At 70.7% G+C, this 24459-nt stretch carries 24 protein-coding genes; 6 read left to right on the plus strand and 18 right to left on the minus strand.

The window, feature by feature from the left end; all coding sequences use genetic code 11:
• Positions 1–461: 461 nt before the first annotated feature.
• The gene (locus tag RTL41_RS00005; protein WP_312160073.1) at positions 462–884 is read right to left on the minus strand and encodes a helix-turn-helix domain-containing protein; all 423 of its coding nucleotides are present in this window, start codon (positions 882–884) and stop codon (positions 462–464) included.
• Between the two features lie 44 nt (positions 885–928).
• On the opposite strand from RTL41_RS00005, the gene RTL41_RS00010 reads away from it, so the two are divergent.
• Positions 929–1615, plus strand: coding sequence for a cation transporter (locus tag RTL41_RS00010; RefSeq protein WP_312160074.1), 687 nt, complete (start codon positions 929–931; stop codon positions 1613–1615).
• 65 nt (positions 1616–1680) lie between these two features.
• Here the strand turns inward: RTL41_RS00010 and RTL41_RS00015 are convergent, their stop codons facing one another.
• The gene (locus tag RTL41_RS00015; RefSeq protein WP_312160075.1) at positions 1681–2187 is read right to left on the minus strand and encodes a GNAT family N-acetyltransferase; all 507 of its coding nucleotides are present in this window, start codon (positions 2185–2187) and stop codon (positions 1681–1683) included.
• A gap of 29 nt (positions 2188–2216) precedes the next feature.
• Between RTL41_RS00015 and RTL41_RS20835 the strand changes: the two genes are divergently transcribed.
• Positions 2217–2543, plus strand: a complete 327-nt coding sequence (locus RTL41_RS20835; RefSeq protein ID WP_409418290.1) for a TfoX/Sxy family protein — start codon at positions 2217–2219, stop codon at positions 2541–2543.
• A 26-nt stretch (positions 2544–2569) separates the two neighbouring features.
• Here RTL41_RS20835 and RTL41_RS00025 read toward each other — a convergent pair whose 3' ends face one another.
• The 3 genes from RTL41_RS00025 to RTL41_RS00035 all read right to left on the minus strand — a co-directional run bounded on the left by RTL41_RS00025 (position 2570) and on the right by RTL41_RS00035 (position 5558).
• On the minus strand, positions 2570–3529 hold the full coding sequence (locus RTL41_RS00025; protein WP_312160076.1) for an oxidoreductase: 960 nt from the start codon (positions 3527–3529) through the stop codon (positions 2570–2572).
• Positions 3530–3532: 3 nt separating this feature from the next.
• Positions 3533–4312 carry an enoyl-CoA hydratase-related protein gene (locus RTL41_RS00030; RefSeq protein WP_312160077.1) on the minus strand — a complete coding sequence of 260 codons (780 nt, stop codon included), beginning with the start codon at positions 4310–4312 and terminating at the stop codon, positions 3533–3535.
• 181 nt (positions 4313–4493) lie between these two features.
• Entirely contained in the window at positions 4494–5558 is a 1065-nt protein-coding gene (locus tag RTL41_RS00035; protein WP_312160078.1) for an MBL fold metallo-hydrolase, read from the minus strand.
• Between the two features lie 163 nt (positions 5559–5721).
• Between RTL41_RS00035 and RTL41_RS00040 the strand changes: the two genes are divergently transcribed.
• Positions 5722–7044, plus strand: coding sequence for a hypothetical protein (locus RTL41_RS00040; protein WP_312160080.1), 1323 nt, complete (start codon positions 5722–5724; stop codon positions 7042–7044).
• 65 nt (positions 7045–7109) lie between these two features.
• On the opposite strand, the gene RTL41_RS00045 is transcribed toward RTL41_RS00040, so the two are convergent.
• From RTL41_RS00045 to RTL41_RS00055, 3 genes are read right to left on the minus strand one after another with little or no spacing between them, the layout of a single operon-like run.
• Positions 7110–7247 (minus strand): hypothetical protein, encoded by a 138-nt coding sequence (locus RTL41_RS00045; RefSeq protein ID WP_312160081.1) that lies wholly within the window; start codon positions 7245–7247, stop codon positions 7110–7112.
• A gap of 5 nt (positions 7248–7252) precedes the next feature.
• Positions 7253–7897 carry a hydrolase gene (locus RTL41_RS00050; RefSeq protein ID WP_312160082.1) on the minus strand — a complete coding sequence of 215 codons (645 nt, stop codon included), beginning with the start codon at positions 7895–7897 and terminating at the stop codon, positions 7253–7255.
• Positions 7898–7957: 60 nt separating this feature from the next.
• On the minus strand, positions 7958–8821 hold the full coding sequence (locus RTL41_RS00055; protein WP_312160083.1) for a pirin family protein: 864 nt from the start codon (positions 8819–8821) through the stop codon (positions 7958–7960).
• Positions 8822–8932: 111 nt separating this feature from the next.
• Here RTL41_RS00055 and RTL41_RS00060 point away from each other — a divergent pair, with 111 nt between their 5' ends.
• Entirely contained in the window at positions 8933–9838 is a 906-nt protein-coding gene (locus tag RTL41_RS00060; protein ID WP_312160084.1) for a LysR family transcriptional regulator, read from the plus strand.
• Between the two features lies 1 nt (position 9839).
• Here RTL41_RS00060 and RTL41_RS00065 read toward each other — a convergent pair whose 3' ends face one another.
• From RTL41_RS00065 to RTL41_RS00080, 4 genes are all read right to left on the minus strand, one after another.
• Positions 9840–11222 (minus strand): RNB domain-containing ribonuclease, encoded by a 1383-nt coding sequence (locus RTL41_RS00065; protein WP_312160086.1) that lies wholly within the window; start codon positions 11220–11222, stop codon positions 9840–9842.
• A gap of 429 nt (positions 11223–11651) precedes the next feature.
• Positions 11652–11780 (minus strand): hypothetical protein, encoded by a 129-nt coding sequence (locus tag RTL41_RS00070; protein WP_312160087.1) that lies wholly within the window; start codon positions 11778–11780, stop codon positions 11652–11654.
• Between the two features lie 365 nt (positions 11781–12145).
• Positions 12146–13687 (minus strand): acetolactate synthase large subunit, encoded by a 1542-nt coding sequence (locus RTL41_RS00075; protein WP_312160088.1) that lies wholly within the window; start codon positions 13685–13687, stop codon positions 12146–12148.
• A gap of 2 nt (positions 13688–13689) precedes the next feature.
• Positions 13690–15459 carry a feruloyl-CoA synthase gene (locus RTL41_RS00080; protein WP_312160089.1) on the minus strand — a complete coding sequence of 590 codons (1770 nt, stop codon included), beginning with the start codon at positions 15457–15459 and terminating at the stop codon, positions 13690–13692.
• Positions 15460–15573: 114 nt separating this feature from the next.
• Here RTL41_RS00080 and RTL41_RS00085 point away from each other — a divergent pair, with 114 nt between their 5' ends.
• Positions 15574–15843, plus strand: a complete 270-nt coding sequence (locus RTL41_RS00085) for a hypothetical protein (RefSeq protein WP_312160090.1) — start codon at positions 15574–15576, stop codon at positions 15841–15843.
• Positions 15844–15873: 30 nt separating this feature from the next.
• Here RTL41_RS00085 and RTL41_RS00090 read toward each other — a convergent pair whose 3' ends face one another.
• The 3 genes from RTL41_RS00090 to RTL41_RS00100 form a co-directional block, all read right to left on the minus strand.
• A complete protein-coding gene (locus tag RTL41_RS00090) occupies positions 15874–16956 on the minus strand; it encodes a DUF898 family protein (RefSeq protein WP_312160091.1) in 1083 nt (360 codons plus the stop codon).
• A 109-nt stretch (positions 16957–17065) separates the two neighbouring features.
• Positions 17066–18400: a dihydroorotase gene (locus RTL41_RS00095; RefSeq protein WP_312160092.1), complete on the minus strand. Its 1335-nt coding sequence runs from the start codon at positions 18398–18400 to the stop codon at positions 17066–17068.
• A gap of 15 nt (positions 18401–18415) precedes the next feature.
• Entirely contained in the window at positions 18416–19390 is a 975-nt protein-coding gene (locus RTL41_RS00100; protein ID WP_312160093.1) for a glycosyltransferase family 9 protein, read from the minus strand.
• A gap of 61 nt (positions 19391–19451) precedes the next feature.
• On the opposite strand from RTL41_RS00100, the gene RTL41_RS00105 reads away from it, so the two are divergent.
• Positions 19452–20252, plus strand: coding sequence for a folate-binding protein YgfZ (locus RTL41_RS00105; protein ID WP_312160095.1), 801 nt, complete (start codon positions 19452–19454; stop codon positions 20250–20252).
• 158 nt (positions 20253–20410) lie between these two features.
• On the opposite strand, the gene RTL41_RS00110 is transcribed toward RTL41_RS00105, so the two are convergent.
• The 3 genes from RTL41_RS00110 to RTL41_RS00120 form a co-directional block, all read right to left on the minus strand.
• On the minus strand, positions 20411–20719 hold the full coding sequence (locus RTL41_RS00110; protein ID WP_312160097.1) for a GIY-YIG nuclease family protein: 309 nt from the start codon (positions 20717–20719) through the stop codon (positions 20411–20413).
• 109 nt (positions 20720–20828) lie between these two features.
• Positions 20829–21698, minus strand: a complete 870-nt coding sequence (locus RTL41_RS00115; protein ID WP_312160099.1) for an alpha/beta hydrolase — start codon at positions 21696–21698, stop codon at positions 20829–20831.
• Positions 21699–21834: 136 nt separating this feature from the next.
• On the minus strand, positions 21835–24315 hold the full coding sequence (locus tag RTL41_RS00120; protein ID WP_312160101.1) for a TonB-dependent receptor: 2481 nt from the start codon (positions 24313–24315) through the stop codon (positions 21835–21837).
• Between the last annotated feature and the right edge of the window lie 144 nt (positions 24316–24459).

Genomic DNA, 24459 nt, shown 5'->3' on the forward strand with positions numbered 1-24459 from the left:
CGGCGCGAATGGGTCCCGGACAAGCCCTGCGGGCTTTCCGGGATGACACGGGGAGCACGCCCACAACAAATGCGCCAAAGGCGCACTCCACCCCTCGCACCGCACCATCCGCCCCCACGGCGCCTTCGTGCTCTTCGTGTCCTTCGTGGTCTTGTGTTTCAAAATCCGCCGAGCAGCTTGCCCCAGCCGCCACCAGAAAAAGCAGGTGTCATCCCGGTTTGCGAAGCAAGACCGGGACCCATGAACACCGGATGGATCAGAACCCGGCACGGCCGCGCCTCATTCGTCAAACTCGGCGCGAATGGGTCCCGGACAAGCCCTGCGGGCTTTCCGGGATGACACGGGGAGGAGACCCGCGACAACCGCGCCAAAGGCGCACTCCACCCTTCGCATCACGCCATCCGCCCGCCCGGCGCGAACAAGCCCCCGCAAACCGGGACGCCCCCACGGATGCGGTCCCGTCAGTGCTCCCCGCCGCACAGCCGGTGGTCGGCCAGCGCCTCGATCACCCGGCATTGGGCCACCGGCCCGTGGCTGCAGCTTTCCAGCATCCGCGCCAGCTCGCCCTTCAGCGCCGTCAGCTTGGCGATCTTGTCCTCGACCGCCAGCAGGTGGCGGCCGGCGATCTCGTCGGCCGGCTCGCACGATCCGTCCGGCCGGTCGCTGAGCTCCAGCAGGGTGCGCACGTCGTCCATCTCGAAGCCCAGCTCGCGCGCATGGCGGATGAAGCTCAGCCGCCGCACGTGCCCGGCGTCGTACAGCCGCCGGTCGCCTTCGCTGCGCGGCGGCTTGGGCATCAGCCCGGCGCCTTCGTAGAAGCGGATGGTGGTCACTTTCACGCCGGCCCGGCGCGAGAGTTCGCCGATCGAGATGTCGCCCGTCATTGGCCTCTTGCTCCTACAGTCACTATAGGATGCATCATCTAGGCATGACCTACCAGATCGTCCAACACAAGGCTCCGCCGCCTGCCGCCGAGGGCGCCGCCTGCGCCTCGGCCGGCTGCGGTTGCGAATCGACCGCCCGGGCCGTCGAGACCGGCTCCCCCGCCTTCCGCCGCGCCGTCTGGATCGTGCTCGCCCTCAACGCCGGCATGTTCGCGCTGGAGGTGATCCAGGGCCAGTTGGCCGGGTCCATGGCCCTCCAGGCCGACGCCCTCGACTTCGCCGGCGACAGCGCCACCTACGGCCTGTCGCTGTTCGCCCTGACCCAGAGCGTGGGCTTCCGCTCCAAGGCCGCCCTGGTCAAGGGCGTCAGCCTGGGGGTCATGGGCCTCTACGTCCTCGCCGCCGCGCTCTGGCGCACCTTCGTCGAGGGCGCCCCCGACGCGGTGACCATGGGCTGGGTCGGCGCCCTGGCGCTCTCGGCCAACGTCATCTCGGCCCTGCTGCTGCTGCGCTTCCGCGACGGCGACGCCAATGTCCGCTCGGTCTGGCTCTGCTCGCGCAACGACGCCATCGGCAATGTCGCGGTGCTCTGCGCGGCCGGAATCGTCGCGCTGACCGCCACGAAATGGGCCGACCTGGCCGTCGCCGCCATCATGGCCAGCCTGTTCCTCTCGACCGCCTGGTCGATCATCCGGCAAGCTCGCGGGGAGTTGCGCGCCCTGGCGACTTGAGGCTTCCCAGGGCGTCATCCCGGCTTCGGCGCGGCCGAAGACCGGGAAGACTGGGGCGAAGCCCCCTACCCCTCCGCCAGCGCCCTCAGCGGCCCGTCCGTCAGCCGCCGCACGATCCACTCGGTCTGCGCGCTCGCCCCCAGCGAATCGTAGAACGCGATCGAGGGCGCGTTCCAGTCCAGCACCGACCATTCCAGCCGCGCCAGCCCCTCGTCCCGGCAACGCTGGGCCAGCCGCCGCAGCAGCGCCTTGCCGGCCCCCAGGCCGCGCGCCTCCGGGATCACGAACAGGTCTTCCAGATAGATCCCGTGCCGCCCGCGGAAGGTCGAGTAGTTGTAGAACCACAGGGCGAAACCAACCGGCCTCCCGTCCGCCTCGGCGATGTCGCAGAACGCTCGCGGATGATCGCCGAACAGGTGCCCGGCCACGTCGGCCTCCGTCGCCTCGACCTCGTGCAGCAGCTTCTCGTACTCGGCCAGCGCGCGGATGAAGCCATAGATCAGCGGCGCGTCCGCCGGGGCCGCCGGCCGCACGTGCACCTTGGCCGCAGCGGCGGTCTTCTCCTGACCCATGCCCATCTCTCCCCCTCGGCGGCCGCCGGATGTTCGGCGGCGTCTCCCGCCACGAGTTGTTCTTCGCCCTCATCGCTGACGACGTGCTCTACTTCAAGGCGGACCCGCTCAGCGTCCCCGACTTCGAGGCCGCGGGCTGCGAGCCCCTTGGATCCTCCCCTCTTGGAGGAGGTGGATCGATGCGCAGCATCGAGACGGAGGGGGACTGCTCTCAAGCTGAGTCAAAGTCCCCCTCAGCCAGCCATGCGGCTGACAGCTCCCCCGGCGGGGAGCATCTCGAACAGTTCACCCCACCACGACGCCAGGCGGCTTGCTGCTTTCGGGCACGAAGAAGTCCGGCGTCAGCCTACCGGTGAACTCGCGCCGCGGCTGGCGCGGATGCTCACAGGCTCACGCCGGTGATCGCTTCGGACATCGCCCACAGCCGGTCGGCGGCCTCGGGGTCCAGCGCGTGGGGCATGACCCCCTTCACCGGATTGTCCTTGCTCCAGGGCCCGGCCTCGGCGCAGTCCTCCAGATAGAGCCCGCCGATCCCTTCCAGCTCCTCGCCGACCGCGGCCCAGACGCTGGTCGAGGCGCCCTGCTCGGGGGTCTTGAAGCCCTCGCGGACATTGCCCTCCTCGTCCATCCAGCCCATCGCCACCATCTCCTCCTTGGGCAGGTAGCGCTGCAGCGGGGTCATGATGCCGCCGGGCATGACCGCATTGGCGGTGATCCCGTGCTCCTCGAAGCGGGCGTTGTAGCCGACCGCGAACAGCGAATTGGCGGTCTTCGACTGGCCGTAGGCCTCCCACTTGTCGTAGGGCCTAGTCAGGTAGTTGGGGTCGTCCCAGTTGACGCCGCTGCGCCGGTGGCCGATCGACGACAGCGCCACCACGCGGGCCAGCCGGTCCTCGTCCGAGGCGTTCAGCAGCGCCCGCGTCAGGCCCAGGGCCAGCACGAAATGGCCGAAGTGGTTGGTGCCGATCTGCAGCTCCAGGTCCTCGGCGGTCCGCAGCAGCGGCGTGGCCATCACCCCGGCGTTGTTGATCAGGATGTCCAGCGGCTGGTCGCCCCAGGCGTCGACGAAGGAGCCGACCGAGCCAAGGCTGGCCAGGTCCAGGGTCCCGGCCACCACCCGGTCGGCGCCGATGGCCTCGTTCATCGCCGCCGCCGCCTTCTCGCCGGCGACGCGGTCGCGCACCGCCAGCATGACGTCCGCCCCCGCCGCGGCCAGCGCCTTGGCGGTCTCGTAGCCGATCCCGCTCGCCCCGCCGGTGACGATGACGTTGCGGCCGGAGAGATCGTGGTCGCCGGCCACCACGCGGGCGGGGGTGAAGGCGCCGAAGCGGGAGCGGATCATCGGTCAGGACACCTTGCTGAAGTCGGGGACGCGCTTCTCGGCGAAGGCGGCGAACGCCTCCTTGGCCTCGGCGGACTTGAGCTGGGCGGCGAAGTGCGCGCCCTCCTCGTCCATGCGCTGGGCCAGGCCCGTCTCGTCGCGCATCAGCGCCTTGGTGATCACCACCGCGGCCGGCGGACGCGCCGCCACCGCTTCCGCCGCCGCCCGGGCCTTGGCGCGCAGCTCGTCCAGCGGCACGACCGCGTTGGCGATGCCCCAGTCGACCGCCTTCTTCGCATCGACCGCCTCGCCCAGCACGAACATCGAGAACGCCCGCGCGTGGCCGATCCGGCTCGGCAGGGTGACGCTGGAGGCCGCTTCCGGCACCAGGGCCAGGTTCACGAACGGCGTGGTCAGCAGCGCGTTCTCGGCCAGATAGACCAGGTCGCAGTGCAGCAGCATGGTCGTGCCCACGCCCACCGCGCGGCCGTTCACCGCCGCGATCAGCGGGGTCTTGGCCCGCGCCAGCGCCGCTAGCAGCGGATTGCCGCCGCGCCGCGCCTCGTTGGCCGAGGACTCGCCGGCGTTGACCGCCGCGAAGTCGGAAATGTCGTTGCCGGCGGTGAACATGTCGCCATTGGCCTGGATCAGGACGCAGCGCACGTCCTTGTCGAACTCGGCCTGGTCGATGGCGTCGCCCAGTTGCTGGTACATCTCCCGCGTCAGCGCGTTCTTCTTCTCCGGCCGGTTCATGGTCAGCGTCAGCACGCCGCCGGACTTCTCGATCAAAATGTGGTCGGACATTGAAATGCGCTCCTGAACTTACGCCGTATGCTAACGCGGCAGGGAGCATGGATCGAAGCGCTATTTTCCCGTGTCATCCCGGTTTCGGCGCTAGCCGAGGACCGGGACCCATGAACACCGGATAGATCAGAACCCGGTTCGGCCGCGCCCGACTGGCGTCCGCAAGCGCGAACTCGCAGCCCTAAGCCGCCCGGTACCAGATCACCCCGGCCTCGTCCGGCTCGGCGAGCGCCTGGCCGCGCGCCATCAGGCAGTTGAGGTGCGCCAGGCTCTCGCCGGTGGCCATGCCCAGCACCCACTGGTCGATCTTGCGGCGGAACAGCACCGGGAACACGTCCACCGCCCGCTTCGGCTCGGCGATCAGCTTGCGCAGCCGGCTGAGCCCCCGCTCGTGGCCGCTGATCAGGTGGTCGATCCGCGCGTGCAGCCCATGGAACGGCTCGTTGTGCGCCGGCAGCACCAGCACGTCGTCGCTGACCCGGTCCTTGATCGCCGCCAGGGTGGTCAGCCACTCGGTCAGCGGATCGCCGTCCGGCTCGGTCGGGAACACCGAGACGTTCGACGAGATCTTCGGCAGCACCTGGTCGCCGGAGATGAACAGCTTCAGGTCCTTCTGCCACAGGCAGACGTGCTCGGGGGAATGGCCCGAGCCGACCACCACCTCCCAGGGCCGCCCGCCGATCTCCACCACGTCGCCGTCGGAGAGCCGCCGGAACGCGTCGGGCAGGGCGTGCAGCCCCTTGCCGAAGCCGCCGAACCGGGCGCGGTAGTTCTCCAGCGCCTCCTCGTCCCAGCCGGCGGCGCGGTAGAATTCCAGCGCGTCGGCCGGGGCCTCGCGGCCGGTGTCGGCCGCCAGCGAGCGGCACATCAGGAACTCCAGCCGGCTGATCCACAGCCGGCACTGGAACTTGCGGGTCAGCCAGCCGGCCATGCCGATATGGTCGGGGTGCATGTGGGTCACGAACACCCGCGTCACCGGCTTGCCGCCCAGCACGCCGGCGAACGCCTTGCGCCAGGTCTGCTGGGTGTCGGAACCGCCCATGCCGGTGTCGACGATGGCCCAGCCCTCGCCGTCCTCGATCGCCCAGACGTTGATGAAGGCCAGCGAGCCGCCCAGCGGCATGCGCAGCCATTTCACCCCCGGCGCGACGTCCACCGCCCCGCCCGCTTCGGGGCCTTCCGCGAACGGATAGCTCAGCCGCGGCCGGGCGGTATGCTCCTGCGTCTCTTCGAAACCGTCGCGCAAAGCCAGATCCCCTTCTCGTAATCGCCCTATTTTGACCGCACTCTTGGTCAGGGCAAATGCAACCCTCAGCCGCGTTCAGACGTCGTTCACGACGAACTTGACCCACTGGCGCTGTGGGGGCTTATGTCCGCGCAATAGGGAACCACCCAGGAGTTTTTGAACCATGAGGCCATTCATCACGGGGCTGGCCGCCACCTTGGCCTTGCTGGCCTTGGCGCCGGCGGCCGTCTCGCAAGGCAAGAAAGCCGCCGAGATTTCGGAAAAGGCGCGCACCCAGGGGATGGCTGAAGCTCCGGCCCTCGCCAAGGCCGCCGGCATCGCCTGCAACGTCACCGACGCCTTCTTCATCGGCAAGACCGCCGACAAGGCGGCCAAGACCAACACCAGCTACTACGAGATCGACTGCGATCAGGGCGTCGGCTTCGTGCTGTCGGCGGTCGAGGGCGGCGCGACCACCTCGTTCACCTGCATCGAGGCCGGCACCCCGGGTCCGGACGGCAAGCCGTCGAACCTGGCCTGCAAGCTTCCCGGCAACGCCGATCCGAAGGCCGACCTCGGCCCGATCCTGGCCGCCGCCAAGGTCCAGTGCACGCCCGAGGCCGCCCGCGGCATCGGCCAAAGCGCCACCGCCACCTATCTCGAAGTCGCCTGCCAGGGCTCGGCCCAGGGCTACGTGCTGAAGACCAGCTCGCCGATCGACGCGGCCCAGCCGGTCGAGGCCAGCGACTGCATGCTGTACGACGGCGGCACCAGCAACATCTCCTGCACCCTGCGCACCAAGGAAGAGCGCCTGGCGGTGGTCGACACCATCGCGGCCTCGGCCAACAACGGCTGCACCGTGAAGGAGAAGAAGTACGTCGGCATGTCGCAGACCGGCTCGTCGTTCTTCGAGGCCGCCTGCGCCGACGGCAAGGGCTACCTCTACCGCGTCGACGCCGGCAAGCTGGCCCAGACCTACGAATGCGCCAAGGCCCAGGGCGTCATGGGCGGCTGCACCCTGACCGACACCAAGGAAGCGGTCACCGAGCAGAACGGCCTCTACACCAGGCTGGCCAAGTCGGCGGGCTTCAACTGCGAAGTCGAGAAGTACGCGCCGTTCCCCGGCCCGGCCGGCAAGGACATCGTCGAGATGGCCTGCTCCAACCGTCCGGACGGCGGCGTCGGCGTCTTCGGCGGCCCGAACGACAAGCCGGTCGTCTACGACTGCGCCCGCGCCCCGATCGCCGGCTACCGCTGCTCGTTCACCAAGCTGGACGTCAACAGCTACGGCTCGGTCACCGCCGACCTGAAGAAGATGGGCAAGGCCGACTGCGCGGTCTCCAACGCCCGCGTCATCGGCAAGACCGCCAGCGGCACGACCTACATGGAAGTCGCCTGCGCCGACGGCCTGAAGGGCTACGTCATGGAGTACAGCGCCGACCTGACCCCGCTGAACACCACCGGCTGCGCCTTCACCAAGGACTGCAAGCTGCCCGGCAACACCTGAAGCCGCGCCAGCCACGCCAAAGCGAAAGGCCCGGGGGCGACCCCGGGCCTTTTTTTCTTGGCTCCCTAGCCGCGCTGGGAATCCAGCAGCTCGTGGTTGGTCGCCACGTCCTGCGCCTTGGCGTAGCTCTCGATCAGCAGCAGGACCGCGTCGGCCGGATCGATGACCGGCCGCGCGCCCTCGAAATTGGCGGGAGCGCTCATGATGTTCAGCCGTCCGTCCGGTCGTAGGAGAACTGGATCCCGGCCGTGCCGCCGGTCTCGATGAAGAGGTTCATGAAGGCCGGGACGGTGTCGCTGCGCGACCAGTCGCGCTGCAGTTCGCAGAACAGTTGCGGCACGCTGATCATCTTGCCGCCGGCCTGTTCGATGCGGCGCAGTCCCATCTCGTGGGCCGCGACCGAGGTCCCGCCCACCGCGTCGGCGACCACATAGACCTCATAGCCTTCCTTCAGGGCGTCCAGCGCCGGGAAGGTCAGGCAGGCCTCGGTCCACAGCGCCGTCATGATCAGTTTCTTGCGGCCGGTCGCCTCGACCGCCTTGCGGAATTCGACGTCCTCCCACGAGTTGATCGTCGTGCGGTCATATGTCGGATAGCCGTCCAGCACCTTGCGTAGCTGCGGGATCGGCGGCTTGTTCAGCCCGGTCTTCACATTGACCGTCGAATGGACGATCGGCAGGCCGTAGGCCACCGCCGCCTTGGCGGTCCCGACGATGTTGTTGACCAGAAGCTGGCGGTCCATCGAGGCGATCGAGTTCACCTGCACCGGCTGGTAGTCGATGATCACGAAGGCCGAGTTCTGCGGCGTCAGCAGGTGGTCGCTGGCCGGATCGCGGATGGGTTCGCTGGTCATGGGTCGTTCCTTTCGGGGGAAAAGGGCGCCGCCGGCGGGGGGCCGACGACGCCAGGGGGGCTAGTGGGCGATCTGGCCGAACTGGCCGCGGTTGAAGTCGGCGACCGCCTGGGCGATCTCGTCCTGGCTGTTCATGACGAAGGGGCCGTAGCCGACGATCGGCTCGTCGATCGGCTCGCCGCTGAGCAACAGCACCACCGCGTCGGTGTCGGCCCGGACCTCCAGGCCCTGGCCGTCACGGTCCAGCATCACCATCTGGGCCTCGCGCACGTCCTGGCCGTTGACGTTGATCGCCCCGTCCAGCACGACCAGCGCCAGGGTCCGGCCTTCCTCGATCTCGAACCGGCTGATCCCGCCCTGCGTCAGGCGCATGTCCCAGACGTCCATCGGCGTGAAGGTCCTGGCCGGCCCGCGGCCGCCGCCGTACTCGCCGGCGATCACCCGCACTGCGCCCGCCCCGCCCGGCAGGGCGACCGAGGGGATCTCGGCGTCCAGCAGGGTCTGGTAGCCAGGGGCCGCCAGCTTGTCCCTGGCCGGCAGGTTCACCCACAACTGGACCATCTTCAGGGTCCCGCCGGCGCGGGTGAAGTCGTGGGAGTGGAACTCCTCGTGCAGGATGCCCGAGGCCGCCGTCATCCACTGCACGTCGCCGGGGCCGATCTTGCCGCCGGCGCCGGTGGAGTCGCGGTGCTCGACCTCGCCGTCATAGACGATGGTGACGGTCTCGAAGCCGCGGTGCGGATGCTGGCCCACCCCGCGCGGCTTGACCGCCGGCTCGAACTTGGCCGGCCCGGCATAGTCCAGCAGCAGGAACGGGCTCATGTGCCGCCCGTGGCTGTCGTAGGAAAACAGCGAGCGCACCGGAAAGCCGTCGCCGACCCAGTGCGGGCGCGGGGCGCTGTAGACGCCGAGTATCTTCTTCATGGTGGTCTCCTGAAGCTGGCCCAATCACGTTGGCTCAGGAGGTAGACCTGGGACGATAACGGCGGTAGGCGTCGATTTTCGACCTCAGAGTTCTGAAAATAGAACGACGACATGCAGGATCTGAACGACCTCTACTACTTCGCCCAGGTGATCGATCACGGCGGCTTCGCGTCCGCCAGCCGCGCCCTGGGCATCCCGAAGTCCAAGCTCAGCCGTCGCATCTCCGGGCTCGAGGAACGGCTCGGCGTGCGCCTCATCCAGCGCTCGACCCGCCAGTTCGCCATCACCGAAGTCGGCGAGGTGTTTTACCGCCACTGCCGGGCCATGGTGATCGAGGCCGAGGCCGCCCAGGACGCCGTCGACCAGGTGCGCTCCGAGCCGTGCGGCACGGTGCGCCTGGCCTGCCCCATCGCCCTGCTGCACGCCCATGTCGCCGCCGTCCTGGCCGAATTCCTGGCCCGCTACCCGCGCGTGAAGCTGCAGTTGGAAGCCACCAACCGGCACGTCGACGTGGTCGGCGAGCGCTTCGACCTGGCCTTGCGCGTGCGCTTCCCGCCCCTGGCCGACAGCGACCTGGCGCATCGGGCCCTGGGCGAGAGCCCCCAGCGCCTGGTCGCCCAGCCGGCCCTGCTCGCCCGCCTGGGCGAGGTTCGCAGCCCCGCCGACCTGCACGGCGCGCCCAGCCTCGACTGGGGTCCGCCCACCGGCGAGCACGTCTGGCGGCTGGAGGGACCGGACGGCGCCCGGGCCGAGGTGCGCCACGAGCCGGTGCTGACCACCGACGACTTCGAGACCCTGCGCACCGCCGCCCTGGCCGGCGCCGGCGTCGCCCAGTTGCCGACCCTGATGCTCGGCGACGCCCTGCGGACCGGCGCCCTGGTCGCGGTTCCGGCCGGCTGGGCGCCGCGCAGCGGCCTGATCCATGCCGTCTTCCCCACCCGGCGCGGCCTGATGCCCGCCGTGCGGGCCTTGGTCGACTTCCTGGCCGAGCGGTTCGCGACGCTGGAGCCGGCCTGATCTAGGCGATCCGCTCGAACACCGCCGGCGGCGCCTGCGGGTTGGCGGCAGCCAGCCGCACCTGCAGCTCGTCGCCGACCTCGACCTTGTGGGCGGTGATCCGCGCCACCACCGGCAGTTCGCATAGCTGCATCCGCGCCCCGCGCTCGTCGATGTCGGTGACCACCGCGCGGAAGCTCTCGCCCTCGCGCCCGTGCAGCATCACGCTCTCGGCCAGGTCGATCACCGCCCTGTCGATCTGCCCGGCCTGGGCGTCGGCCCGGGCCATGACCTTGGGCAGTTTCGCGAACGCCTCGGCCGCGGCCGGCGGGGTCGGCCGGCCGTTGGCGATCGCCAGGGCGGTGTCCACCACATAGCGGTCGGCCAGCCGCCGCAGCGGCGCCGTGGCGTGGGCATAGGTCGCCGCCATCGCCGCGTGCCAGGGCGGCGCGCCCTCGGAATAGGGCACGTAGGACGCCGCCGTGCTGGCCCGCCGGATGGCCAGCATGAACGCTGCGTCCTTCGGGTCGGCGGGATCGAGCGTCAGTTCGTACTGCGCCAGGCTGGCCATCGGCGGCCAGGCCAGGCCGAACGCCTTGGCGGTCTGGCGCAGGCGCTTGACCGCCCGCGCATCGGGCTCGGGCATCACCCGGAACAGGCCGGTGCGGCCGGCCTGCAAGGCCGCCGCGACGGCCAGGTTGGTCGCCAGCGACAGCGCCGCGTTCTGGTCCTCGGCCGGCGAGCGCGGGCGAAAGCGCAGTTGCGGCCGTCCGTCCACCATCACCACCTCCTGCTCGGGCGGATCGACCCGCGAGGCCCTGCGCCGCGCCTCGGCGTCCCTGACCCGCTCGGCCAGCTCGGCGAACCCGGCCGGCAGCTCCGCGGGCGTGACCGTGTCATAGGCCAGCTTGGCGACGCTGCGGATCAGCGCCCGCTCGACCCCGTCCAGCCGCACCTCCCCGCAGGGCCCGACCCGCACGGTGAACACCACCGCCGGCCGCGGCCCGGTCGGCAGCAGGCTGGCCGCCCCCTCGCTCAGCTCGCGCGGATAGAGGCTGGCCTTGCCGTCGGGCAGGTAGAGGGTCGCGCCCCGCTTCCAGGCCTCCTGGTCCAGCAGGTCGCCGTCGCGCACGAACCACGACACGTCGGCGATGGCGTAGTGCAGCAGCAGGTCGCCGCCGCTGGCCTCGATCGCGAAGGCCTGGTCCAGGTCGGTGGAGGTCGCCGGGTCCAGGGTGACGAACGGCCGGTCCGTCCGATCGACATGCTCGGCCGGCGCGCGCTGCGCCGCCGCCTTAGCGGCCGCCAGCACCTGCGGCGGAAAGCCGGCCGGAACCTTGAAGCGGACCCGCAACTCCGCCAGCCCCTGGCTCAGCGCATTGCGCGGATCGATGAGCGTCTTCATGCCCAAGCTCTGTCAGGCCCGCTCGCGCCTGTCACCCCCGTCCCCGCCCCCACGTGTCATCAAGTCAGTTGAGCTTTTGGGGCGGCGCCTCATTCGTCAGGCGCGGCGCGAATGGGTCCCGGACAAGCCCTGCGGGCTTTCCGGGGTGACACGGGAAGAACGCCCACAACAAATGCGCCAAAGGCGCACTCCACCCCTCGCACCGCACCATCCGCCCCCACGGCGCCTTCGTGCTCTTAGTGTCCTTCGTGGGCTTGGTGTTTCAAAATCCACCGAGCAGCTTGCGCCAGCCGCCGCCGGAGAAAAAACAGGTGTCATCCCGGTCTTGCTTCGCAAACCGGGATGACACCCAAGGGAACAGGACGTCGCCCCAAACGAAAAGGCCCGCGGATCGCTCCGCGGGCCTTTCTCGTCAGTTCAGGTCGCCGCTTACGCGTGCGAAGGCAGGTGCGAACCTTCGTCGCCACGCAGGCGCGCCAGGACCTTGCTCACGAACGCGTTCACCGCGCGGTAGAAAGCCAACTGACCTTCGACGTTTTCGTATTCAGCAAACAGCATGATCGCCTCCAAATGCTGAAGGCTATCTATGCTGCGACGCACACAAGATCAATGGTGCGGCGCAATATTTCATATTGTGATGAAAAACGTGAAGCGGGCGCCAGGGCCATCCGTGGTTGATTTCGGGCGGCGGCCGGCGCCGTTCGGTCAATGCTGCGTTGCGAAGTTCTCCTGTCGCGCCTGGGCGCAGGCCTGTTCGCACGCCTGCGCAGATGGAGCGCGCCTTCCTCCCCCATTCATGGGGGGGACCGGCGCAGCCGGTGGAGGGGGCGGCGGCTGGCGATGGGCTTGCGGCTCGCCCCCTCCACCACCCTTCGGGCGATCGCCCCTCTCCCGCCAGGGGAGAAGGAAAGCCAAGCCGTCCCTTAGATCGCCGCCTCGATGAACTTCGGGCCGGGCTCGGCCATGGCCCTGGCGAAGGCGGCGTCGAAGTCCTCGGCCGTCTCGCAGCGCACCGCCGGCACGCCCAGGCCCTTGGCCAGCGACACCCAGTCGATCTTCGGGTCGCCCAGGTCCAGCAGCTTGCTGGCCGACGGCCCCGGATTGCCCGAGCCGGTGCGGCCCATCTCGATGTTGAGGATGCGGTAGGAGTGGTTGGCGAACACCACCACCGTCACGTCCTGGTTCTCGCGCGCCATCGTCCACAGGCTTTGGACCGTGTACATCGCCGAGCCGTCGCCGTTCAGCGAGACGATCTTGCGGTCCGGCGCGGCGACCGCCGCCCCGATCGCCAGCGGCCCGCCGATGCCGATCGCCCCGCCGGTCAGGGCCAGCACGTCATGGGCCTTGGCGGTGGCGCAGGGCACGGCGACGCCGCCGCCCGAGGTCACCGAGTCGTCGCAGATGATCGCGCCTTCCGGCAGGTGACGCGCCACCGACACCCCCGCCGACTGCGGGGTCAGCGGGCCGGTGGGGGCGGCGTCGGCCACCTTGTAGGGCTGGGCCGGGCCGTTCGCCGGCGCGCCCAGGGCGTCGGCCAGGGCCGCCAGGCCCGCCACCGCGTCTTCCGAACGCTGCGCCAGGGTCAGGGTCTCGCAGCCCTCGGGGACCAGCACGCTCGGCCGGTCGGGATAGGCGAAGAACGCTACCGGCGTCACCGTCCCGACGAACACCATCAGGTCGGTCCCTTCCAGGTCCGCCAGCGCCGCCTCGCCGAAATACTGCATCCGCGCCGGCTGGAAGACGCCGGCCCCGCGCGGCTGGCGCGCGCAGAAGGTGTCGACCATCACCCGCACGCCCGCCGCCTGCAGGCGCGCGGCCTGCTCCAGGGCCTTGGCGCTGGTTCCCTGGCCGCCCAGCAGCAGCACCGGCTTGGCGGCGGCGCGGACCTTCTTGGCGACATCCTCGACCACGCCGCTCGCCGGCGGCGCGCGGGTCGGAACAACCGCCTTCACCGCGCCCTTGGTGGTTTCCAGCCAGGCCGAGTCGGCCGGCAGGATCAGGCTGACCGGGCCGCCGGGCGGGCCGTAGCTGGCGCTGACCGCCTCGGCGGTCAGCTCGGCCACGGCGTCGGGGCTGTCGGCCGACTTCACCCACAGCGAATTGGGCCCGACGATGGTCGGGATGTCCGAGTTCAGCGGCGCGTCGTACTGGCGGTGATAGGTGGCGTGGTCGCCGATCACGTTGACGATCGGGGTGAAGGCGCGCCGGGCGTTGTGCAGGTTGGCCAGGCCGTTGCCATAGCCCGGCCCCAGGTGCAGCAGGGTGCAGGCCGGCGTCTCGGCGATGCGGCCATAGCCGTCCGCCGCCCCCGTCGCCACGCCCTCGAACAGGCACAGCACCGGCCGCATCTTCGGCTCGCGGTCCAGCGCCGCGACGAACTGCATCTCGCTGGTGCCGGGATTGGCGAAGCAGGCGGTGACCTCGTTTTCGACGAGGGTGGTAATCAGGGCGTCGGCGCCGTTCATCGTCAGAACACCATCACATCAGGAGCTTCGGAAAACAGTCGCTCGGCCGCCTGCGCGTGCAGCGCCCTGGCGACCGGCTGGGCGATATAGCCCTTGTCGGTGATCTCCCCGGCGTTGGCGTCCGGAGGGCCGTCCAGCACCAGGGCCCGCGCCACCTTGCCGCCCGAGCCCTTGGCCCCGGCGTTGAACCGCGCGATCCCGGCGCGCACCGCCGCCTCGATCTCGCCGCGCGGCAGGTTCGGGTTCGGATAGAACAGCAGGCCGACCGCCTCCTGGCCCTCGCCGCAGACCACTGCGTCGGTGACCGCGTCGCCCACCGCCGAGACCGCCTTGACCCGCAGGTCGCCGACCGTGACGAAGGTGCCGCTGGCCAGCTTGAAGTTCTCCGAGATGCGCCCGTCGAAGGCCAGGCCCGCGCGCGGGTCGGCCTCGTCGATGAACCGCGCCGCATCGCCCAGCAGGTAGAAGCGCTCGGCGTCGAAGCTCTGCGCCGACAGCTCCGGGCGCCCCAGATAGCCCGGCGAGACCTGCGGCCCCTTCACCCGGAACTCCAGCTTGCCCGCCGCCGGCGTCAGCTTCACCGAGGCGCCCGGGACCGGCAGGCCGATCAGGCCCATCTTCTCGTTCGGCCAATGGACGTTGCAGGCCGTCGGCCCGGTCTCGGTCGCGCCGTAGCCCGAGGCGAAGCTGATCTTTTCGCCGACGCTCGCCAGCGCCACCGCCTGGATGCGGTCGCAGGTGTCCTGGCCCAGGGCCGCGCCGCCGTACTGCAGCACCCGCACCTGTTCGAAGAAGGTCCGCGCCAGCGCCTCGTCGCGCTCCAGCTCGCCGGCCAGCAGCATCCAGCCGGCCGGGACCATGTTGTGATAGGTGGTCGCCACCTCGGTCAGGTTGCGCAGGGTCTCGCCGAACCGCCCGGCCACCGGCTGGCCGGCGTCGATGTGCAGGGTCCCGCCGCGGTGCAGCGCCATGTGCAGGATCGAGTTGGCGCCCAGGCTGTGGCTCCAGGGGGCGGAATTGACCATCACCGGCGGCTCGTCGTCGGCGAAACAGGCCGCGATCTGGGCGGAGTTCACCGCGATGCCGCGATGCAGGCAGATCACCGCCTTGGGCAGGCCGGTCGAGCCGGAGGTCAGTAGGTACTTGGCGTGGTCGTCGGGCTTGGCGCTCGCCTCGACGCCGGCCGCGCTCAGCAGCCGCGCCAGCGGCACGTCGCCCGGCCGCGCGTTCCGGCCCGCGATCACCGGCAGCCCGGCCAGGAACGGCGCCTCCAGCGCCTCGGAGAACAGGCCCGCGTCCTCGGTGTAGACCGCCGCGGGCCTCAGCACCTCGACCGCATGGGCCAGCCGCGTCAGGTTCGCGCCCGGCAGGCCGTACTGCGGCGAGACCGGCGCGATCGGCATGCCCTGGCTCATCGCGCCATAGCTGACCAGCGCGTGGTCGATCCCGTTGCGGGCCAGGATCAGCAGCGGCCGCGCGCCCACCACGCCCAGCTCGCGCAGCCCCCCGGCGATCGCCCGCACCTGGTCGCGCGCCTCGCTGAAGGACGTCCGCCGCCAGCCCTCGCCCGAGCGTTCGGCCAGCCAGGTCCGCGTCGGCGCCTCGCGCGCCCAGCGCTCCAGCGCCTGGGTCATGGTGGTGAAATCGCGCGAATAGGCGGTCGGATTGGTGAGGATCAGCTCCCCGCCGCCCCTCTCCTCGATCTCCAGCCGGGCCGGCGCATAGCGCGCGTCGCGGAACGGGGCGTCTGTGGGGCGGATTCTGGCGTCCATGATGCGCATAGCCTTAGCGGGCGCGGCGCGAGGGGGGAAGCGGCGGAACGCAAGTTGCGTCGGCCGTCCCGCCAGGCGAGATTTCACATGGACCTGGGGGGAGGCGCATTCGTCATGAGAAGCACTGCTGTGCTGTCGGCGCTCCTGCTCGCCTCATGCGGCGCTGGAACAACCATCCCCGCCACCCTGCCCGTGGCGCAGGAATGCCGGTTGCTTCCGGAGCAGGGGCCGCGATGCCCGGAAGACCCGATCGCAACACGCTTCTGCGCGAACGGCGCCGCGCTCGTCTACGCCGACGGTCGTGAGACCTCGATGGAGGACCTCAAGGGCTTCGAGATCAGTTCAGGCCCAAAACTCTGCAAGGATGGCAGTCGTCCGCGCTGACCCCTCACCCATGTCATTCCGATTTGCAGCTCATCGGTCGGCGGCGCGCATGGCGGGGATCGCGGGGCGCGCGGTGGCGAACCCCGCCTCGCCGGCCAGCCGCGCGGCCCTGGCCCGCTTCGACAGCCGCCGCCCGGCCTCCAGGCGGGAAAAGACGAAGGCGCTCTCGCGCGCCGCGGCATAGGGCGCCAGCATCCCCAGCGAGACGATGCGCAGCGCCGTGTTGGCCACCCGCAGCCGCGCCCAGGCCCGCCAGTCCAGCGGCAGCCACAGGCCGAGCCCCGCCGCCAGCGCCGAGCGCCGCGCCGCCTGGTAGGGCGCCCATGCGCCGGCCAGGGCCAGCCACGCCGCCAGCGCCAGCGCCCCCAGCGCCGCCGCCTGGCTCCAGCCGGGCCGCGCGCGCAGGTCGGCGGGCGAGAAGCCTCCGGCCAGTCCGCCCAGCACCCCGGCCGCGAACAGCCCGATCATCACCGTGCCGAACCAGCCGATGGCGTAGGCGCTGTAGAGCGGCCGGCGCGCCGCGGCCGCGGCGTCATAGGCCGCCGGCCGGTGCGGATGGCGCAGCCCGCCCCACAGGGCCTGGGCCCGCAGGCGCTCGGCGTGCGGCGCCCACCATCCCAGCGTCAGCAGGTTCAGCCCCCAGTCGCGCAGTTCGGCCAGGGCGCAGGCCCCCGACGACCCGTCCATCTCGAACACCTGCCCGCGCCATTCGGTGCGGGTGGCCAGGTAGACGAAGCCGACGAAACGCGAGAAGCCGACGACCAGGGCCGCGCAGGCGCCCGCCGCCAGCGCCGCGGGCGCGCCCCACGGACCCAGCCCGCGGATCGCCGCCGCCGCGGCCAGCAACGCCGCCCCGACCACCAGCACCTGCAGCACGCAGCCGATCAGCAACTCGGCCCCCGAGCCGCCATAGTCCAGCGCCTCGCCGTTCAAGTCGGTGGCCTCCCACAGCGTCCGCCGCATCCGGGCGCGCGCCCAGAAGCCGTAGAATCCGAGGGTGGCGAGGTTGAAAAGCCCATGCCGAAGGCTCAGCGGCAGGAGATCCCGCGCATCGATGCTCTGCACGAGCACCAGACTCGGGCCGCCCGACTCGGCGGCGTTCGATCGCGACATCTACTCCCCCGCGACAGAGGCTCAGGGCGCGCACGAACGCGCCGGGTACTTCCCACCGCCGGTAGTATGGACGTCAATGGTTGCCGAGACCCGAACTCGGGACTTCGCCTCAGCCGCCCAGGGTCTCGGCGAATCGCACCGGCTGGCCCTGGCCAGGCGCCGTCAGTTCGTCGTCGCGCATCACCACCGTGCCGCGGATGATCGTCGCGGTCGGCCAGCCCTTGGCCTCGAAGCCGTCGAACGGGGTCCAGCCGACGCGGGTGGCCATGTCCTCGTGCCTGATGGTCCGCCGGGCCTTCATGTCGACCACGGTGATGTCGGCGTCGTAGCCGACCGCCAGCCGGCCCTTGTCGGCCATGCCGAACACCCGGTTGGCCCCGTGGCTGGTCAGGTCGACGAACCGCTCCAGGCTCAGCCGCCCTTCGTTCACATGGGTCAGCATCACCGGCACCAGGGTCTGCACGCCGGGCATGCCCGAGGGCGAGGCCGGATAGGGCCGGGCCTTCTCGTCCTTCGTGTGCGGCGCGTGGTCCGAGCCCAGCACGTCGGCGATGCCCGCGGCGATCCCGTGCCACAGCCCGGCCTGGTGATAGGCGCCCCGGATCGGCGGGTTCATCTGGGCGTAGCCCTTCAGCCGCTCATAGGCTTCCGGCGCGGTCAGGGTCAGGTGCTGGGGCGTGACCTCGACGCTGGCCACGTCCTTGTGCAGGGCCAGGAACTCGATCTCCTCGGCGGTGGTCACGTGCAGCACGTGGATGCGCTTGCCCAGCGCCTTGGCGATCCGCACCAGCCGGTGGGTCGATTCCAGCGCCGAGGCGGCGTCGCGCACCTCCTCGTGGCTGGTCCAGTCGCCGGTGCGGGCCAGCGGCCGGCGCTCGGCCAGCCGGTACTCGTCCTCGGAGTGGAACGCCGCGCGGCGGTTCACATGGCGCAGCACCTGCTCGATGCCCTCGTCGTCCTGCACCAGCAGGCTGCCGGTCGAGGCGCCCATGAACACCTTGATCCCGCAGCAGCCCGGCAGCCGCTCCAGCTCGCCCAGGAACGGCGCGTTCTCGTGGGTGCCGCCGACATAGAAGGCGTGGTCGGTGTGCATCCGGCCCTTGGCCCGCGCCAGCTTGTCGGCCAGGGCGTCGGGGTCGGTGGTGGTCGGCTCGGTGTTCGGCATCTCGAACACGGCCACGACCCCGCCCATGGCGGCGGCGCGCGAGCCGGTCTCCAGGTCTTCCTTCCACTCCAGGCCGGGCTCGCGGAAGTGGACCTGGGTGTCGATCACGCCGGGCAGCACGGTCAGCCCCCTGGCGTCGAACACCTCCCCGGCGCTGGCCTGCGACAGGTCGCCGATCTCGACGATCTTGCCGGCGCGAACGCCCACGTCGGCCGCGCCGCGGCCGGCATGGTTCACCACCTCGCCGCCCCTCACGATGAGGTCGAAGGTCTCGGGCATGTGTCGTCTCTGGGCTTAACTGGCTTTGGAACTGGTTTGGGCGAGCAGGTCCTTGGCGGCGGCTGTCACCCAGTCCACCGGCAGGTCCATCATGTGACAGAGCGCCTGCGACAGCGTCGGGTCAACCTCGCGGATGCTTTCGAAGCTGCGGATGCCGCGCACTACGCGGGTGTTGGGCCCCCACGGGCCGTAGAGCTTGTCGTCCGAGGGCCCGAACAGGCCGATGGTCGGCGCCCCGGCCGCGGCGGCCATGTGCATCAGCCCCGAATCGTTGCCGACGAACAGTTGCGCGCGCTTGAGGCAGGCATAGGCGGCCAGCAGCTCGACCTTGCCGGCCAGGTCGATGGTCCGCTCGCGCGGGACCACGTTGCGCAGCGCCGCGATCGCCCGGCCGTCGTCGGGCCCGCCCAGCAGCATCAGCCGCCCGCCGGCCATCGGCCCGCCCAGCAACTGGATCGCCACCTGCGCGAACCGCTCCGCCGGCCAGGTCTTGCCGACCCAGTTGGCGGCCGGGGCCATGGCCAGGATCGGTCCCTTGCCCGCGGTCAGTTCGTCGGCATAGGCCTCGGTCGCCGCCGAGGTGAACAGGTAGGGCGCGGGCGGATCGTCCTCGATCTTCAGCAGCCGCGCGGCCTCGACCACCTTGTGGACCCCGCCGCCCGAGCCGCGCTTGAACACCGCCCGCCGCTCGCGGCGCAGGAACTGCGAGATCGCCGAACCGCGCAGGTCGACGATCAGCCCCCACTTGCGATGGCGCACCTCGCGCCACAGCTTGAACCAGTGGCCGCCGTTCTTGGCCTTCTCCAGCACGATGAGCCGATCGAGGTTCGGCGTCTCGGCGAACAGCGGCGCGGCCGTCTTGCCCGCGACGATGGTGAATCGCGCGTTCGGGACCTCGTCCAGCAGTCGTTTGATCAGGCCGGAGGAGAGCACCGCATCGCCGATGCGGGTCGCGGTGATGAACAGAATCGGGAAGGACCCGTGCGCCATCGTCCATCTATAGGGCTCCTGACGCTGGCGCTCCACCCGCGCAGCCCTTAACTCCTCTCCCATGTCCACCCAGCCCCCGATCGCAGTCCTCTCCAGCCGCGCCCTGATCGCCGTCGCGGGCGAGGACTGGCGCAGCTTCCTGCAGGGCCTCATCACCCAGGACGTCGAAACCCTCGCCGCCGGCGAGGTTCGGTTCGGCGCCCTGTTGAACCCCCAGGGACGGCTTTTGTTCGATCTGTTCGTGGTCGGCCGCGACGACGGCGTCTGGCTCGACGTCGAGCGCGCCAGCCGCGAGGCCCTGGTCATGCGCCTGACCATGTACCGCCTGCGGGCCAAGGTCGCGATCGCCGCCGACGAGACGCCGGTGCTCGCCGCCTGGGGCGCCGATCCCGGCCCCGGCTGGCTCGCCGACCCCCGCCTGCCGGCCCTCGGCTGGCGCGGCTATGGCCTGGCCGATGCGCCGACCACCGACGAAGCCGCCTACGACGCCCACCGCCTGGCGCTCGGCGTGCCCGGCCCGGCCGACTGGGGCGTCGAGCAGACCTATCCGATCGAGGCCAATTTCGACCTGCTGCACGGCATCGACTTCAAGAAGGGCTGCTTCATCGGCCAGGAGACCACCTCGCGCATGAAGCGCCGCGGCCAGATCAAGAACCGCATGCTGCCGCTGGCCTTCGACGGCCCGCCGCCGCCCGCCGGCGCCGAACTCCTCCTCGACGGCGAACGCCGCGCCGGCGAGATCCTCTCCGGCGCCCAGGGCCGCGCCATGGCCCTCGTCCGCCTCGACCGCCTCGAAGGCCCCCTCACCGCCGAAGGCCGCGAAGTCCGCGCGGAGAGGCCAGCGTGGCTGGACACCAACTGAAGCTGTCAACACCCAGTGTCATCCCGGTTTCGGCGCAGCCGAAGACCGGGACCCATTCGCGCCGGGCGGGCAGGATGGGGCGGAGCCGTGGATTTGCCTGCACGATCTGGTGTTCATGGGTCCCGGTCTTGCTTCGCAAACCGGGATGACACGAGTGGTCACACCAACCGCGGCTGATCGGGCGTCATCATCGTCAGATAGAGATCACCCCAGTCCGGGTTCTCCGCCTCGATCAGCCGAACCTTCCACTCCCGCCGCCAGCGCTTGAGCTGCTTCTCGAAATGGATGGCCTCGGTCACCTCCCCATAGGCCCGCCACCACACCAGCCGATCGACGCCATATCGCTTGGTGAACCCCGCGACTTCCTTGGCCTTGTGCTGCGTCACCCGGCTCTCGAGGCTGTTCGTCACCCCGACGTACAGCGTCCCATGCCGACCACTGGCGAGGATGTAGACGAAATAGCTCATCCCGCGGACTGTGCGGCCAAGCTCCCACCCGTGTCATCCCGGTTTGCGAAGCAAGACCGGGACCCATGAACACCAGATCGCGCCGGCGAACCTGCGGGCTTTCCAGCGCTCAGGAAATCAAGAACCCCCGCAACGCCGCCAGCGTCTCCGCCGGCTTCTCCTCGGCCAGGAAGTGCCCCGCGCCCTCGATCGCCTGGCCGCGCAGGTCCGCGCACCAGGGCCGCCAGACCTCCAGCACGTCGTACCAGTGGCCCACCGCCCCCTTGGCGCCCCACAGCACCTGGGTCGGGGCGGCGATCTGCCTGACCCCGCGGTCGGCCTCGTCGGCCTTGACGTCGCAGGTCGCCCCAGCCCGGTAGTCCTCGCACATCGCCGCGATCACCGCCGGGTCGCCCAGCGCCGTCACATAGTCGGCATAGGCCGCCGGGTCGAAATAGGTCGCGCCCTGGGCGATGCGGAACGCGAAATGCACCGGGTCGGCGGCGATGAAGTGCTCCGGGAACGGATGGGCCTGGGCCAGGAAGCTCCAGTGCCAGTAGCCCAGCGCAAAGCGCCGGTCGGCCAGCCGCCAGACGTCCGCCGTCGGGATGATGTCGAGGATGCTGAGCTTGCCCACCGCCTGCGGGGCGTCCAGCGCCAGCCGGTAGGCCGTCCGCCCGCCGCGGTCGTGCCCGACCAGGTCGAAGCGCGCGAACCCCAGCTTCGCCATCAGCGCCACCGCGTCGCGCGCCATCGCCCGCTTCGAATAGGGCTCGTGGTCCTCCGTCGTCGGCGGCTTGGAACTGCCGCCATAGCCGCGCAGGTCCGGCGCCACCACCGTGAAGTCCCTGGCCAGCTCCCCGGCGATCTTGCCCCACATCATGTGGGTCTGCGGATAGCCGTGCAGCAACAGCAGCGGCGGCCCCGAACCGCCATGCCGCACCCGCAGCACCGCCTCGCCGACGTCGATCTGCTCGAGCCTGAACCCATCGAAGGCCATGCCTTCCTCCTCCGTCCGGCCACAGGGCTGCAGAGCCCCCTCGTTTTCCTCCCCCTCCCCCGCTGACGCAGGGGAGGAAATGGGCCAGCGTCCACGCGATGGCCCTCATGCTGGGAGCGAGCCTAGACCACCGTCCTCAGAAGAACAGCTTGCGCACCGTCAGGCGCACCGAGCGGCCGACCGGGTCCATCAGGTCGGGCTGATAGCTGATCGGCGTCGTCCCCTGCGGCGTGGTCACGTCCTGGCGCGCGTCGAACAGGTTGTCGACCGCCAGGGTGGCGCGCATGCCGCGCAGCCAGCGGTGCTCGCGGGCGATCGGCTGCATGCCGAGGTCGGCGAACAGGCGCAGGTTCACGGTGGTCAGGTCCGAGAACTTCAGGTCGTCGCCGCTCGGCCCGCCGTCGACATGGGTGGCGCTCTGCCACTTGGCGTTCACCGCCGCGCCCAGCCCGTTGCGGGTGTAGTTGCCCTGCACGTCGACCTGGTTGCGCGGCGAGCCGCCGCCCGAGCCCAGCGCCGCCCCGTCCAGCAGGTCGAGCTCAGGCACGCCCGGCCGGATCAGCACGTCGTCGCGGAACGCCACCGTATGATAGACGCCGAACTGGAAGACCCCGCCGCGCGGACCGCCGCCGCCGAAGCCGCCGGGGCCGCGCCCGCCGCCGGGACCGCCCATCCCCATGCCAGGACCGCCCATCCGCGGGCCCTCGCCGCCGGGCGCGGGCCCTTCCGGGGGCCGCTCGCCCTGCGCGGCCTGGCCCGGCTGAGCCTGCCCGCCCTGCGCCGCGCCCGGAGCCGCCGCGGCGCCTTGAGCCCCTTGGCCGCCCTGTCCCCCTTGGCCGGCCTGGGCCGCCTGCATCCGCCGCCGGAACTCGTCCGGGTTCGGCTGCGGCCCCACCGGCCGCGAATAGGTGAAGCCCCAGCGCAGCTCGTCGCGCGACTGCTTGGCGAAGTTCACCGGCCGCGCGTCGATCACCAGCAGCTCGCCCTCGGCGTTGCGCACGAAGCGCTCGGGGAAGGCGTCCTCCACCTGGGTCGAAGCCGAGGGGAACGCGGCGATGGCGTCGCTGGTGCGGGTCGAGACGAAGTTCGCCTGCAGCGTCAGGTTGGTCGCATCGAACGGCTTGTAGGTCACGCCCAGCTTGAAGACGTCGCGCTGGCTGGCGTCCAGGTCCTGGATGCCGCCGGTGATCTGCGTCACCTCGACGCTCTCGCCGCGCTGGAAATCGAACACCCGCACGCCCGGCGTGGTGGTCAGCGGGTCGCCCAACTGGTTCATGCTCGGGGCCTGGTCGGTGCGGCTGAACGAGGCCAGCACCCGCACCGGCTTGACCGGCGTCCAGTTCAGCCCCGCCCCCAGCGTCTCCAGGTCGCCGAAGTCCGACAGGTGCTGGTAGCCGAGGTTCAGGTTGGCCGACAGCTTGCCGATGTGCTCGCCCAGCCCCTCGCCGGCCCGGGTCAGCGGCACGTCGAAACTGGCCTGCAGTTGGCCGATGCTGCGGTCCAGGTCGGTCGACTGGCGCACCAGCGTCCGTTCGGCGTCGCTCTCCAGCCGCGTGGTCGAGACCCGCGCCGTCAGGGTCGAGCTGACCTGCCCGGCCGGCAGCTCCCACAGCGCCTTGTTGAGCACGATGTCCGACTGCGCCGAGGTGCTGACGCTCTTGGTGCGGTCGGTATAGGCCAGCCCCTCGAGCGCCCGGTCGGTGCGGGTCTTGGTCTCGTCGCGGCTGACCTCGCCGGTATAGGACCACTGCCAGCCGGCCAGCGCCCCGTTCGCCGCCGCGGCCAGGCGGCCGCTCCGGGTGTCCGACGTCCGGGTCAGCGCCTCCGAGGACAGCGGCGAGAGGCCCAGCCGCGACTCGCTCTCGCCGCTCTCGAAGGTCCCGTTCAGGGTTCCCGACATCCCCTCGCCCAGCGGCCGGGCCAGGATGGCGTTCAGCGCCACGTTGCTGGACTTCGGCGACAGGGTGCGGAAGTCGCCCTCGCCGCCCTCGACGTCGCGCTCGCCCTCGTAGATCGGCTCGCTATCGGTGACCTTGGCGTCCAGCATCAGCCGCTGGCCGCGCAGGATGTGCAGCAGCGAGCCGTGCGCCGTCCCGCTCTGGCCGCCGCCGTCCTGGGTCGGGGTCGATGCCGTCCCCTCGGCCAGCCAGGCCTTGAAGCGCTGGCGCAGGACGATGTTCACGACCTTCTGCTCGGCCGGGTAGCCGTACTTCAGCGAGACTTCCTCGGGCAGGATGTCGACCCGCACGATCGCCTCGGTGGGCAGGTCGCGCACCTCCTGCCAGCCCGAGACCCGGCCGCCGTTGATCAGCACCACCGGCCGCCCGCCGCCCTGGCCGCTGGCCGTCTGCGGCGCCAGCGCCGAGAGCAGCTCGGTCACGTTGGCCGCGCCATAGGCCCGGATCTCGCGCGGCGAGATCGACAGCTCCGGGGTGATGTCGCCGATCACCGCGCCGGGCAGGGTTCGCTGGCCGGCCACGACCACCAGCTCCTCGACCTCGGTGTCGACGTCATACTCGTCGCTCTGGGCCAGGGCGGAACCGGCCGCCAGCGCGGCGACGGCGACCCCGGTCAGCAGGCGAACGGCGATCCGGCGGGGAGGCGACGATGAACTCACGAGACACGATCCAGTCATGGGGGGAGGAGGAGGAATGAGGCGACAGCTCTGCGGCTAACTGCCTCCACTCTCCTGAACGGGAGATGAGGCGCTTTCCGTCGCGCTCGCGGCGATCATTCGTCAGGGCCGGCGAAAAACCTGCCG

Source organism: Phenylobacterium sp. (assembly GCF_031984885.1).
GTDB lineage: Bacteria > Pseudomonadota > Alphaproteobacteria > Caulobacterales > Caulobacteraceae > Phenylobacterium.

What these genes read in the sequence shown, in the direction of transcription:
- RTL41_RS00005 (WP_312160073.1), bottom strand. Translation starts at nt 884, where the DNA reads ATGACGGGCGACATCTCGATCGGCGAACTCTCGCGCCGGGCCGGCGTG.
- RTL41_RS00010 (WP_312160074.1), top strand. Translation starts at nt 929, where the DNA reads ATGACCTACCAGATCGTCCAACACAAGGCTCCGCCGCCTGCCGCCGAG.
- RTL41_RS00015 (WP_312160075.1), bottom strand. Translation starts at nt 2,187, where the DNA reads ATGGGTCAGGAGAAGACCGCCGCTGCGGCCAAGGTGCACGTGCGGCCG.
- RTL41_RS20835 (WP_409418290.1), top strand. Translation starts at nt 2,217, where the DNA reads ATGTTCGGCGGCGTCTCCCGCCACGAGTTGTTCTTCGCCCTCATCGCT.
- RTL41_RS00025 (WP_312160076.1), bottom strand. Translation starts at nt 3,529, where the DNA reads ATGATCCGCTCCCGCTTCGGCGCCTTCACCCCCGCCCGCGTGGTGGCC.
- RTL41_RS00030 (WP_312160077.1), bottom strand. Translation starts at nt 4,312, where the DNA reads ATGTCCGACCACATTTTGATCGAGAAGTCCGGCGGCGTGCTGACGCTG.
- RTL41_RS00040 (WP_312160080.1), top strand. Translation starts at nt 5,722, where the DNA reads ATGAGGCCATTCATCACGGGGCTGGCCGCCACCTTGGCCTTGCTGGCC.
- RTL41_RS00045 (WP_312160081.1), bottom strand. Translation starts at nt 7,247, where the DNA reads ATGAGCGCTCCCGCCAATTTCGAGGGCGCGCGGCCGGTCATCGATCCG.
- RTL41_RS00050 (WP_312160082.1), bottom strand. Translation starts at nt 7,897, where the DNA reads ATGACCAGCGAACCCATCCGCGATCCGGCCAGCGACCACCTGCTGACG.
- RTL41_RS00055 (WP_312160083.1), bottom strand. Translation starts at nt 8,821, where the DNA reads ATGAAGAAGATACTCGGCGTCTACAGCGCCCCGCGCCCGCACTGGGTC.
- RTL41_RS00060 (WP_312160084.1), top strand. Translation starts at nt 8,933, where the DNA reads ATGCAGGATCTGAACGACCTCTACTACTTCGCCCAGGTGATCGATCAC.
- RTL41_RS00065 (WP_312160086.1), bottom strand. Translation starts at nt 11,222, where the DNA reads ATGAAGACGCTCATCGATCCGCGCAATGCGCTGAGCCAGGGGCTGGCG.
- RTL41_RS00070 (WP_312160087.1), bottom strand. Translation starts at nt 11,780, where the DNA reads ATGCTGTTTGCTGAATACGAAAACGTCGAAGGTCAGTTGGCTTTCTAC.
- RTL41_RS00075 (WP_312160088.1), bottom strand. Translation starts at nt 13,687, where the DNA reads ATGAACGGCGCCGACGCCCTGATTACCACCCTCGTCGAAAACGAGGTC.
- RTL41_RS00080 (WP_312160089.1), bottom strand. Translation starts at nt 15,459, where the DNA reads ATGGACGCCAGAATCCGCCCCACAGACGCCCCGTTCCGCGACGCGCGC.
- RTL41_RS00085 (WP_312160090.1), top strand. Translation starts at nt 15,574, where the DNA reads ATGAGAAGCACTGCTGTGCTGTCGGCGCTCCTGCTCGCCTCATGCGGC.
- RTL41_RS00090 (WP_312160091.1), bottom strand. Translation starts at nt 16,956, where the DNA reads ATGTCGCGATCGAACGCCGCCGAGTCGGGCGGCCCGAGTCTGGTGCTC.
- RTL41_RS00095 (WP_312160092.1), bottom strand. Translation starts at nt 18,400, where the DNA reads ATGCCCGAGACCTTCGACCTCATCGTGAGGGGCGGCGAGGTGGTGAAC.
- RTL41_RS00100 (WP_312160093.1), bottom strand. Translation starts at nt 19,390, where the DNA reads ATGGCGCACGGGTCCTTCCCGATTCTGTTCATCACCGCGACCCGCATC.
- RTL41_RS00105 (WP_312160095.1), top strand. Translation starts at nt 19,452, where the DNA reads ATGTCCACCCAGCCCCCGATCGCAGTCCTCTCCAGCCGCGCCCTGATC.
- RTL41_RS00110 (WP_312160097.1), bottom strand. Translation starts at nt 20,719, where the DNA reads ATGAGCTATTTCGTCTACATCCTCGCCAGTGGTCGGCATGGGACGCTG.
- RTL41_RS00115 (WP_312160099.1), bottom strand. Translation starts at nt 21,698, where the DNA reads ATGGCCTTCGATGGGTTCAGGCTCGAGCAGATCGACGTCGGCGAGGCG.